The following is an 11773-nucleotide window of genomic DNA, read 5'->3' as shown; positions in this document are numbered from 1 at the left end:
CAGGTTCTCGGCTGAGTTGACAGTAACCCTCTGTCAGTTGCTGAGCGACTATTCGCCAGGGTTCGCCAGGGTGCGCCAGATGGTGTGCCAGTGGGCATCGGGTGTCAGGTAGGAATGCGCCACCCCGACCCGGTTGCCGCGGCTCACTCCCCAGGGTGCACCACGGTTCCCGGGGCGGGTGGCGCAGGCAACTCGCAGGCACACGAAGGGATCTGTTCGCCCATGTACGCAGCATCGTCCTCCGTGTCCGCCCCGCCCCGGCCGCTCTACGCCCGGCCCCCGGCTCGCGGCAACGGCCGCGCCGGGGAGGCCCCACCGGCGGGCGGCGGCCCCTACCTCGACCCCGCGAGACCTGCGACCGCAGCGCTCGGCTCCGGTCGGACGAGGCGTCTCCCGGGGCTCGGCACCCAACCGCTCAGCGGGAGACTCGACTTGTCCGGCCCCCAGGGCGCGCAGCTGCGCACGGCGATCGCCTCGGTGCACCGGATCTGCCCGGAGTTCAATCCGGTGCAGGTACTGCGCCGCAGTGGACGGTCCGTGCTGCTCGTCGGCACCACAGGGCGCAGCACCGCCGTCGCCAAGTGTTTAGTGGACCACTCCCCCGTCTGGACCGAGCGGATCCGCCATGAGATAGCGGCATACCGCTCGTTCGTCCGGCACCGGCCACCGGTCCGGATGCCGCGGCTGATCGCCGCGGACCCCGACAACTGCACGCTGGTGATCGAGCGGATGCCCGGCCGGGTCGCCGCCCTGCAGCGGCACCCGGCCGAGGCACCGCCCCGGGCGGACGTGCGGGCCGCGCTCAGCGCGATCTGCCGGCTCAACCTCTGGCGTCCGCCGGCCGGCACGTTCATCGCGCCGCTCGACTACGCGGACCGGATCTCCCGCTACCACGACCTCGGTCTGCTCACCGACCGGGACATGGGCGATCTGCAGAAGCTGCTGCACGGCATCGCGCACTCGTCGGGCCGCCAGGGCATGGGCCAGTTCTGTCACGGGGATGCGCTGCTCTCGAACATCCTGCTGTCCCCCGCGGGCCCCGTACTCGTGGACTGGGAGCACGCGGGCTGGTATCTGCCGGGGTACGACCTGGCGACCCTGTGGTCGGTGCTCGGTGACGCGCCGGTGGCGCGGCGCCAGATCAGTCAGCTCGCGCAGTCCGGCGGGCCCGCGGCACGGGACGCGTTCCTGGTGAACCTGATGCTCGTACTGACGCGGGAGATCCGGACGTACGAGACGGCCGTGCAGCGTTCGATGCACGACACGACCCCGGCGGCATCGGGCACGGCCCCGCACGGTGCTGCGCCGTCCGGCGAGGAACAGCGGCTGCTGCTGAGGCGGCTGCACGACGACTGCCAGCTGGCCCGCCGGGCCGTGCGTGCGGCGGTCGGCACTCGCTGAGGGGACGGGAATCCGCGGTGCGCCAGGACAGCGGCGCACCGCGGATTCTCGTGTGCACTTACCTCCGGGGGCTAGGGATTGCTGAACTGCATGGCGTCCACGTCGAACGAGTTGTCCTGCGGGGACTTGAACACGAGGTACAGCTTGTGCGTGCCGGTCAGCGCGTCGACCGGGACGGCGGGTGTGGCCTGGTAGGCGTCCCAGTCACCGGTGTTCGGGACGGGTGTGGCGGCGAGGAGTTTGCCGTCGGGGGCGTCCGCGCGCAGCTCGATGGAACCGACGCCGTACGGTGACGACAGTTTGTAGCTCACCTGTCCGATGCCCTCGACGCTCATCGGGTCGAACGCGACCCAGTCGCCGTCGCTGACGTCGCCGATGCGCTTGCCGTTCTCGGCACCTTCCTGTGCGACGACGCGCGTGCCGGACTGGCCGTCGTAGTACTCGGCCTGCTTGTGCCTGGGCTGGAGCACGGACCGCCCGTAGCCGGTCAGGGCACTGACGCCGTCGCCTCCCTTGTCGGTGTACTTGGCGTTGAGTACGTAGGTGAGGTCGGCGCCCTCGGGGTGGCCTCCCAGGTCACCGGTGTCCACGGTGCCTTCGCAGCCGGGGATGTCGGTCGTGGGGTGCTCGTGGTCGTCGTGGCCGAGGGCCGGGTTGACCGTGACCTTGGAGCAGTCGACCGTGCCGTCCTCGGGGTCGGTGACGGTCACCTTGTACGGGATCTTGTCGCCGAAGTCGATGAGCTTGCCGTCGACGGGGAACTCGATCTTCACCTTGGGCGCGGTGTTGCCCGCGGTGACGGGAACGTTGGCATAGCCGGACTTGCCGGTGGAGTCGGTGACCTTCAGCTGGGCGTTGAAGTCGCCCTTCGCCGTGTAGGTGTGGCTGGGGCTCGCCTCGGTGGAGTCGTAGGTGCCGTCGCCGTCGAAGTCCCAGGCGTAGGTGAGCGGGTCGCCGTCGGGGTCCTTGCTTCCCTCGCTGGAGAAGGAGACCTCGAGCGGGGTGGGGCCGTTGGTGACGGAGGCCTTCGCCTCGGCGATGGGTACGCGCTGTCCTTGCGCGTAGTCGATCCGGTAGAGCCCGGAGTCGTTGTTGCCGCCGCCGAACTGGCTGCCCCATTCCAGGACGTAGAGCGAGCCGTCGGGGCCGAAGGTCATGTCCATCGGCTTGGCGAACTTCGCGGTCTTCAGGAAGTCGTTGATCTTGAGGAGCTTTCCGTCCTGGTCGAAGCGGATCTCCTTGACCTGGTCGCGGGCCCACTCGTAGAAGAAGCTCGCGCCCTCGAAGTAGGCGGGGAACTTGGTCTTCGACGGGTTCTTCGCGTCGTAGTGGTAGACGGGCCCGCTCATGGGCGCGGAGCCGCCCTCGCCCATCTCCGGGAACTCTTTGGACTTGCCGTAGCCGTACCAGATCACCGGCTGCTGCACGGGCGGCAGGTCCTTGAGGCCCGTGTTGTTCGGCGAGGGGTTGACCGGCTTGTCGCAGTCGAACTTGGCGCCGATCTCCTTGGTGTCCGGGTTGTAGGGGGCGTACGGCTGGTTGTTGCCGTGGCAGAAGGGCCAGCCGTAGTTGCCGGGCTTCTTGATGACGTTGTACTCGACGAGGCCCTCGGGGCCGCGGTCGGTCGTCGGGCCGCCGCGGTCGGGGCCGTAGTCGGAGACGTGGACGGCTCCGTTCTTCGGGTCGACGTTGAAGCGGAACGGGTTGCGGAAGCCCATCGCGTAGATCTCGGGCCGGGTCTTCGCCGTGCCCTTCGCGAAGAGGTTGCCCTTGGGGATGGTGTAGCCGCCCGCGTCGGTGGGCTTGATGCGCAGGATCTTGCCGCGCAGGTCGTTGGTGTTGCCGGCCGTGCGGGCGGCGTCCAGCATCTGCTTGCCGGGGCGCCAGTCGATCGGCGCGTAGCCCTGCCAGTCGGGGTCGAGGTTGGGCGGGGTGTCGTCGCCGACGCCGAGGTAGAGGGTGCGGTTCGGGCCGAACTCGACGGCGCCGCCGGTGTGTCCGGGCTCGGGGAAGCTGCGGTCGCGGTACGCGGGGACGTCGAGGAGCTTCTTCTCGCTCGCCAGGTCAAGGGTGTTGTCCGACTTCACGGTGAAGCGGGAGAGCCGGTTGACGTCGTCCTTGGCGTCCTTCGGCGCGTAGTACAGATAGATCCAGTGGTTGCTCTTGAACGACGGGTCGAGCTCCATGCCGACGAGGCCGTCCTCACCGCCGGTGTAGACGTCGAGCTTGCCCGCGGTCGCGGTGGCGTGGGTGGCGGGGTCGTAGACCTTCACCTCGCCGCTGCGCTGGATGTAGAAGACCTTGCCGTCCTTGGCGACGTCGAGCTCCATCGGGTCGGCGGTGTTGTCGTCGAGTGCGGTCTTCTCGTAGCCGGACCAGACGGTGCCGCCGCAGTCGCCGGGCTTGTTTCCGGCGGCCCACTGGATGCCGCCGAGCACATGGGCGCGGAAGGCGGGTTCGCTGTAGGAGGCGGTGTCGTGGCCCATGGCGGTCGCCCAGACCTTGCCGCCCTCGGCGTTGCGGCACCAGGAGATGGGGTGGTCGGCGCCCATCGCGGAGCCCCCCGGGTTGTACGTGGTCTCGTCTGCGGTGACGAGGACGTGCACGTCGCCGCGCGGGTCCTTGTCGAAGTTGTACCACTCCTCGGGGCGCTCCCAGCGCTCCGGAAGCCCTTTGGTGGAGGGGTGCACGCGGTCGGCGACCTTGGCCGTGCCCTGGAGCACGCCGGGTGAGTGGGCCGGCATGTGGGCGCCGCCGTTGATGGTCTCGTCCCACCAGGGGAACTGTTCCTCGACGCCCATGTCGAGGGTGTTGTGGATGGCGACGACGCCCTTGCCGCCGCGCACGTACTTCTGCAGGGCCTCGCGCTGGCCGTCGGTGTCCCAGACCATGCCGGAGTTCTGCAGCATGATGATGACGTCGAAGTCCTTGAGCTTCGCGTCGTCGAAGACGGTCGAGTCGTCGGTCTGGACGACCTCGAAGTTGTTCGCCGCGGCCTCCTCCTCGACCATCTTGATGCCGTCCGGGATGGAGCCGTGGACGTAGCCGACGGCCTTGGTGAAGAGCAGCGCGCGGAAGGCTGGGGCCTTGCCCGCGGCCGTGGCGCCGGTGGGGAGGAAGCCGACGGCGAGCAGCAGGGCGGTCAGTAACGCGAGGGCAGCTCTTCGCATGCCTCTGATGTCACGAGCATGACATCCCATGAGGTGGTCCTTTCCGTGGAGACAGTGGACGGACTTGCGGGGTGCCGGAATTCGGAGAGCTCAGAGGGTTCGGCCGGTCGCGGCGCACAGGAAGCGCAGGCCGTCCGTGGCCAGGGCGTCCTGGCTGCCGGCGAGCGGGCGCCACACGGAAGCGGCGACGGCGATCGCGTCGTTGTGCGCGGTGAACGACTCGATGCACAAGGGGCCTCGGTAGCCCGACTCGCGCAGCGCGTCCAGGAAGCCGGTCCAGTCGAGGTGGTCGGCCCCGGGTGTGCCGCGGTCGTTCGCGCAGACCTGGACGTGCGCGATACGCTCCCCGGCCGCGCGGACGGCGGCGGGGAGCGAGTGTTCCTCGATGTTCTGGTGGTAGGTGTCGAGCGCGACGCCGATCCCGTCGTGCGGCAGCCCTTCGAGGGCCTCCAGACTCTGGGCCACGGTGTTGAGCAGGCTGGTCTCGTAGCGGTTGAGGGGTTCCACCGCGAGGCGCACCCCGGCCGTGCGGGCGTGCTCGACAAGGGGGGCGAGGTGCGTGCGCAGCTCGTCGTACGCGGCCTCGCGCGCGGCACTGTCCATCCGCCAGGTCCGGCCGACGGACGCGTACAGGGGGCCTGCGACCACCGGCGCCCCGATCGCGTGGGCGGTGTCCACGCAGTGGCGTACATAGTCCTGAGTGGTGCGCACCGTGGCGGCGTCCGCGTCGACCAGGTCGCGGCCGTGCGGCATGACGGCGATCACGGCTGCGGGGCCGAGACCGGTCGCGTCGAGGAGCTTCGCCGCAACGACCGGGTCCCAGTCGCCCGCGCTCTCCAGGGGGAGTTCCACGCAGTCGAACCCCCAGGCGGCGAGGCGGGGCAGCGTGTCGGCGAGGGCTCGTCCAGTGACCGGCGAGTGCCAGATCCAGGGGTTGGCGCCCAACTCCCAGGCGGGCGCGGTCACTTCTTGCCTCCCCAGTCCTTCGGGTAGCCGGGCAGGTCCTGGCAGCCGCACATGGCGTAGTGCAGCGGCGGCATGCCCTCCTGGAGGTACTCGTCGAGGTTGTCCTGGGTGACGGTGGGCTGCGGCAGCTTCCACTCCTTGGGGACCTGCTTGCCGTCGAGCACGCGCAGGGCGGCGATGACCGGCGTACGCCACTGGAAGGTGGGGTACGTGGGCGCGATCGCGGTGAGCTTCTTGTCCTTCCACGCCTGAAGGAAGTCCTGCTGGTCCTCGCCGGTGATGGGCGGGACGTCCACGCCGGCGTCCTCGAACGCCTCGACGGCGGCCACGGACGTGGCGCCCGAGTCCATCCAGACGCCGTCGACCGAGCCGTGCCGGGAGATCGCGTCCGCCACGATCGACTTCGTCTTGGCGGGGTCGCCGTCGGTGAACTTGACGTCCACCACGTCGAGTTGGCTCTTGTCGAAGGCGAGCTTCGCGGCGGACCACCGGGTCTCGAGGACGTCGACGCCGGGTGAGATGCGCAGGGCGAGGATCTTGCCCTTGGGCTTGACCTTGTCGACGAGGAAGTCCGCGGCGACGGCCCCGTAGCCGTAGCCGCCGATGGGGTTGATGAAGGTGACGGCGCAGTCCGTCTCGACGCCCCGGTCGAAGACGATGACGGGCAGCTTGCCGCAGGCCTCCTTCACGGCCGGGGTGAGGGTGGCGGTGGTGTTCGGGGACACGATCAGGGCGTCGCAGCTCTTGTTCCCGGCGAGTTCCTGGATGTCGGAGATCTGCTTGTCGTCCTTGCCCTGGGCGTCCAGGACGGTGAAGTCGGTGATCTCCTTGTGGAGTTTCACCTCGGCCTTCATGTCCTTGAGGCCCACCTGGCGCCACGGGTTGAAGACGCCGGCGTTGGAGAAGCAGAGGTGGGTGCCGCCTGAGCCCTTCTTCCTGTACTGGGCCGTGTCGGTCATCTCGGGTTCGAGCATCTGCTCCCAGGGCTTGTCGGCGGGCCCTTCGGGAGTGGCCTTGGCGAGCGCCAACTGCCGTTCGTACTCGGCCTGTTGGAAGAACTTCGACGGCTTGTCGGCGCTCCCCTTCGCGGCGCTCTCCGACGCCGTGCCCGCCGCGGAGTCCGCCGGCATGTCGCTGGAGCACGAGGTGAGCAGCGCGGCGGCCGCCAGGGCGGCGGCGACGGAGAGTGGACGTCTGCGGGTCATGAGGGGGTCCCTCCCGAGGGGTGAGTACGACGGCGGCGCAGGCGGGAGAAGTCGGCCGCTCCGAGACCTACGGCAGCGATGACGATGACGCCTTGGACCGTGGATTCGAGGGCGCCCGAGACGCCTTGCAGGTTGAGCAGCGTGAACAGGGCCTGGAGCGAGAAGGCCCCGGCCATGGCGGCGACGACGCTGCCGCGGCCTCCGCCGAGCACGACGCCGCCGAGTACGACGGCGGTGATGGCCTCGAACTCGTAGCCGCGGCCCGCCTGTGCGGACACTCCGGAGAATCCGCCGACGAGGACGGCGGCGAGCGCGGCCGCGACGCCCGACAGGACGAACGCGATGACGCGGACCCGGTGGACGCGGACGCCCGCGAGGGCGGCGGTGCGTTCGCTGTCGCCGGTGGCGATCAGGGTGCGGCTGAAGTCCGAGCGCATGAGGAACACGGCGGCGGCGCCCGCGACGAGGCAGGCGAGGACCGCCCAGGGCAGCCAGCCGCCCGCAGTGCCGCGGCCGAGCCGGCGGAACTCCTCCGGGAGCGATCCGTGCGGGGAGCCGCCGGTCCAGAAGAAGACGGCACCTTCGAGGATCAGCATCATGCCGAGCGTCGTGATGAACGACGGCACGCGCAGTTTCGTCGTGATCAGCCCGCTGAGGAGACCGGTCAGCGCTCCGGCGAGCAGCAGCCCGCCCGTCACCACGGCCCAGGAGGCGTCCGGGTACGAGTCGTAGAGTTCCGCCGCGACGACGACACCGGCAGTGACGATCGCCCCGACGGACAGGTCGAACTCCCCGCACACGATGACCAGATACTGGCCCGCCGCCAGGATGACGAGCGGCGCCGCGCGTTTGACGAAGGCGAGGAAGCGGTCGGGTTCGTAGAAGCCGGGGTCGGTGGCGGCGAGGGCCACGAGGAGCACGGCGAGGAGTACGTAGACGGGGGTGCCGGTGCCGAGCGAGCGGGCAACTCGCCTGTAGGGGCGGATAGTTGGGTTCGCCGTGGTCATGCGGGCCTCCCTGTGCCGCGCCGGGCGTAGAGGGCGACGGCGGCGATGATGACGACGCCGCGCACGACGTTCTTGAAGAACGGGTCGACGCCCAGCTGGTTGAAGACGGAGTCGAGCACGGCGAGGACCAGGACGCCGCCGAGCGTGCCCGCCACTCCGCCGCGGCCGCCCGCGAGCGCGGTGCCGCCGAGGACGACGGCGGCGATCGACTCGAGGTCGTAGCGGGCCTCGGTGCCGGCCCAGGGGGCGCCCGCGCCGAGCCTCGCGGCGAGGAAGAGCGCGGCGGCTCCCACGCACAGTGAGCACAGGACGTGCGCGGCGACGACGGTGCGCCGGGTGCGGACACCGGAGAGGCGGGCGGCGTGCTCGTCGCCCCCGGTCGCGTACAGGTGGTGGCCGAAGCGCGTGCGGCGAGTGACGAACCACAGGGCGGCGGCGACCGCGGCGAGCAGGAACAGGGAGACGGGGACAGGCCCCATGCGGTCGTAGCCGAGGTGCTGGAAGGACGCGGGGACCTTGCCGGCGGGGCCCGTGTAGTTGTCCTCGATCCAGCCGCGCAGGATGAACGCGGTGCCGAGCGTCGCGATGAACGCGTTGACCTTCAGCCCGGTGACGACGAGGCCGTTGGCGAGGCCGACGGCCGCGGAGAGCGCGAGCACGGCGAGGACGGCCGTGACGACGCTGCCGTCCTCCATCGTGGTGGCGGCGACGAGCGTGCCGAGGCTGATGAGGTACGCCACGGAGAGGTCGAGGGAGCCGGTGAGGATCACGGCGGTCTGTCCGACGGCGACGAGTCCGAGTGCCACGCAGTTCTGGAGGATGCCGACGACGTTGGCGAGGGTGAGGAAGTCCCCGCCGCGCGCGGCCACCACGATCCAGCCGGCCGCGGTGACGGCCGCGGCGGCCAGCCAGACGCCGACGGCGGGGTCGGCGAGGCGGGTCCTGCGCGGCGGGGCGGACTTCGCGACGGTCGGCGGGGCGACGGCGGTCCCGGTCATGCGCTTCCCTCCGGTGAGGCGGGGACGGGCGGGTGAGCTGCCGGGCCGCCGCGTGTGGCCAGGCGCATGATGTCCTCCTCGCTCGCGCCGGCGGGGAGTTCGCCGGCGAGGCGGCCCTCCGCCATGACGAGGATGCGGTCGCTCATGCCGATGAGTTCGGGCAGTTCGGAGGAGACGATCAGGACGGCCAGTCCCTCGCGGGCGAGGTCGCGGACGAGGGTGTGGATGGCGGCCTTGGCGCCGACGTCGACGCCCCGGGTCGGCTCGTCGAAGAGCAGGATCTGCGGGCGGGCGGCGAGCCACTTGGCGATGACGACCTTCTGCTGGTTGCCGCCGGAGAGGAACTGGGCCTGCTGGTCCTCGCCGCGCGCATGCAGCCGGACCCGCTCCAGAAGGGCGGTGAGGTCACGGGCCGCGGGCGGACGGCCCCGCGCGGGCACGGCCCGGGTGACGAGGAGCGCGTTGTCGCGCACGGACTGGCGCAGGGCGAGCCCTTCGGCCTTGCGGTCCTCGGTGACCAGGGCGATCCCCGCGCGGATGGCCCGGCGCGGGCTCGTGGGGCGCAGGTCGCGGCCGCCCACGGTCATGGCACCCGTGGTGAAGGGTGCGGCGCCGAACAGGGCGCGGGCCAGTGTCGTGCGCCCTGATCCCTGGAGGCCCGCGATGCCGGTGACCTCGCCCGAGCGCAGCGTCAGGTCGATGTCGCGCAGGCGTGCGTTGCCTCCGCCGCGCACGGTCAGCCGGACGTCCCCGGCCTCGCCGGGGCGGGCGCGCGGCGGGTAGTAGGCGCTGAGCTCCCGGCCGACCATGGCGCGGACGACCTGGTCGGTGTCGGTGTCCTCGGTGCGTACGGTCGTGACGTGCCGGCCGTCCTTGAGGACGGTGATGCGCTGCGAGAGGTCGAAGACCTCGCGCAGGCGGTGCGAGATGTAGAGGACGCCGAGGCCGCGGGCGGCCAACCGGCGTACTAGCGCGTGGAGTTGGGCTGCCTCATGGTCGGCGAGCGGGGCGGTCGGCTCGTCCATGACGAGGACGCGGGCCGGCGCGTCGTCGGAGGCGAGCGCCTTGACGATCTCGACGGTCTGCTGGCGCGCGACCGGCAGATCACGGACGTAGGTGCGCGGGGTGATGCCCGACTCGCCGAGCTCGGTCAGGAGTTCGGCGGTACGCGCCTCCATGGCGCGGCGGTCGACGAGTCCGCGCCGGGTCGGTTCGCGGCCGAGGAACACGTTCTCGGCGACGGTGCGGTGGGGCAGGAGCGCGAACTCCTGGTGGATGATGCCGATTCCGGCGGCCTGGGCCTGCGCGGGATGGGTGAAGGACTGCTCGGCGCCGTCCAGGGTGATGGTGCCCTCGTCGGGGACGTGTTCGCCCGCGAGGACCTTCATCAGGGTGGACTTTCCCGCGCCGTTCTCCCCGACGAGCGCGTGCACCTCGCCCGGGGCGAGGTCGAGGGAGACCCCGTGCAGCACCCGTACACCCAGAAAGCTCTTGGACACGCCGTGCATCGCCAACATCGTCTGTGTCGCCTGCATCGTTCAGCCTCTCCGGCCTCTTCGGCAGTCTTCCGCAGCGGTCTGCATTGCAATGTGCTGACCCTTCTTTGACCTGTCAAGGGCCCAAGCTTGGTCCGTACAAAGGAAATTGACGGGCACTTAGGTCGATCGGCGAACAGCATCGGGCTTGTGAGCAGCGGAACTCGTCCCTATCGTGACTGCCATGTCTGGAGCGCCGGATCATCACCTCAGTTCCGCGCCGCCGTCGTCGCCCGGCGAGGTCCTCGCCCTGCTGCGTACGGGGGCCGCCGCGACCCGCGCAGACATCGCGCGGATCACCGGGCTCGCACGGTCGACCGTGTCGCAGCGCGTCGACGCGCTCATCGCGCACGGCTTCCTCATCGAGGCCGGGGCGGAGGCCGGGGACTCGACGGGCGGCAGGCCCCCGCGCCGCCTCCATCTGCGCACCCGCGAGCATGTGGTGGCGGGCGTCGACCTGGGCGCCTCGCACTGCCGGGTCGCGCTCCTCGACATCGCAGGGGATCAACTCGCGCTGCGTGAGGACCAGTTGTCGATCGCCGACGGGCCTTCGTCGATTCTCGGCCACGTCGAGCGGACGCTCCACGCGCTCCTGGACGAGGCGGGTCTCGACCCGGCCTCGCTCCAGTCGATCGGTGTGGGCGTGCCGGGGCCCGTCGAGTTCACCACCGGCCGGCCCGTGGATCCGCCCATCATGCCCGGCTGGCACCAGTATCCGATCCCCGAGTTCTTCGCCGACCGGTTCGGTGTGCGGGCCCTCGTCGACAACGACGTGAACGTGATGGCGCTGGCCGAGCAGCGCCGTGCGTTTCCGGACACCCGCTATCTCCTGTACATCAAGGTCGGTACGGGTATCGGCTGCGGCATCGTCGCGGACGGCCGGCTGCACCGGGGCGCGCAGGGCAGCGCGGGCGACATCGGGCACATCCGGGTCGGCGACAGCCGGCAGGAGGCGGCGCCGTGCCGGTGCGGGAACTCGGGCTGCCTGGAGGCGGTCGCGGGCGGCGCGGCGCTGGCCCGCGAGCTGTCGGACCTGGGACTGGACGCCGCGTCGAGCCGCGACGTCGTGCGCCTGGTGAAGTCCGGCAACCGTGACGCCGTACGGATGGTGCGTGAGGCGGGGCGTGCGGTCGGCGAGGTCCTCGCGGGCCTGGTGAACTTCTTCAACCCGGACACGGTGGTGGTCGGCGGCGCGCTGGCGGCCGTCCACGACCAACTCCTCGCGGGCGTGCGGGAGGCGGTGTACCGCCGCTCCCACCCGCTGGCCACCCATGTTCTGCGCATCGAGCCGAGCCGCACCGGAGCCGACGCCGCCGTGGTCGGCGCGGCGATCCTGGCGATCGAGCACGCCCTCTCGCCGGAGCAGGTGGACCGGGTCCTCGCGGGCGCGTCGCCGCGCTGACCTGGCCGGGCCGGCCGCCGGGGAACACCCGCGCGGTCGATCCTCCGATCAGGTGGAGTACGCGGCTGGGTTCGCGGCGCCCTCCCGTA

8 protein-coding genes are annotated in these 11773 nt (G+C 70.8%); 2 read left to right on the top strand and 6 right to left on the bottom strand.

Annotation, left to right across the window (positions count from 1 at the left end; all coding sequences use genetic code 11):
- Positions 1-222: 222 nt before the first annotated feature.
- Positions 223-1401 (top strand): aminoglycoside phosphotransferase family protein, encoded by a 1179-nt coding sequence (locus OG456_RS35590; protein ID WP_266568324.1) that lies wholly within the window; start codon positions 223-225, stop codon positions 1399-1401.
- Positions 1402-1472: 71 nt separating this feature from the next.
- Here the strand turns inward: OG456_RS35590 and OG456_RS35585 are convergent, their stop codons facing one another.
- The 6 genes from OG456_RS35585 to OG456_RS35560 all read right to left on the bottom strand — a co-directional run bounded on the left by OG456_RS35585 (position 1473) and on the right by OG456_RS35560 (position 10264).
- Positions 1473-4571 (bottom strand): ThuA domain-containing protein, encoded by a 3099-nt coding sequence (locus OG456_RS35585; protein ID WP_266568322.1) that lies wholly within the window; start codon positions 4569-4571, stop codon positions 1473-1475.
- A 90-nt stretch (positions 4572-4661) separates the two neighbouring features.
- A complete protein-coding gene (locus OG456_RS35580) occupies positions 4662-5537 on the bottom strand; it encodes a sugar phosphate isomerase/epimerase (RefSeq protein WP_266568320.1) in 876 nt (291 codons plus the stop codon).
- Complete coding sequence (locus OG456_RS35575; protein ID WP_266568318.1) at positions 5534-6742, bottom strand: substrate-binding domain-containing protein; 1209 nt, start codon at positions 6740-6742, stop codon at positions 5534-5536. Before OG456_RS35575 ends, OG456_RS35580 begins: the two co-directional genes overlap by 4 nt.
- Positions 6739-7749 (bottom strand): ABC transporter permease, encoded by a 1011-nt coding sequence (locus OG456_RS35570; protein ID WP_266568316.1) that lies wholly within the window; start codon positions 7747-7749, stop codon positions 6739-6741. The genes OG456_RS35575 and OG456_RS35570 overlap by 4 nt, the downstream gene beginning before the upstream one ends.
- Positions 7746-8747, bottom strand: a complete 1002-nt coding sequence (locus OG456_RS35565; protein ID WP_266568314.1) for an ABC transporter permease — start codon at positions 8745-8747, stop codon at positions 7746-7748. The genes OG456_RS35570 and OG456_RS35565 overlap by 4 nt, the downstream gene beginning before the upstream one ends.
- Positions 8744-10264, bottom strand: coding sequence for a sugar ABC transporter ATP-binding protein (locus tag OG456_RS35560; RefSeq protein ID WP_266569533.1), 1521 nt, complete (start codon positions 10262-10264; stop codon positions 8744-8746). Before OG456_RS35560 ends, OG456_RS35565 begins: the two co-directional genes overlap by 4 nt.
- Positions 10265-10466: 202 nt before the next feature.
- Between OG456_RS35560 and OG456_RS35555 the strand changes: the two genes are divergently transcribed.
- On the top strand, positions 10467-11684 hold the full coding sequence (locus OG456_RS35555) for an ROK family transcriptional regulator (RefSeq protein WP_266568312.1): 1218 nt from the start codon (positions 10467-10469) through the stop codon (positions 11682-11684).
- Positions 11685-11773 lie beyond the last annotated feature (89 nt).

The sequence above is a fragment of the Streptomyces sp. NBC_01446 genome (assembly GCF_026340095.1).
Classification (GTDB): Bacteria; Actinomycetota; Actinomycetes; order Streptomycetales; family Streptomycetaceae; genus Streptomyces; species Streptomyces aureus.
This window is presented reverse-complemented; position numbering and strand designations above follow the sequence as displayed.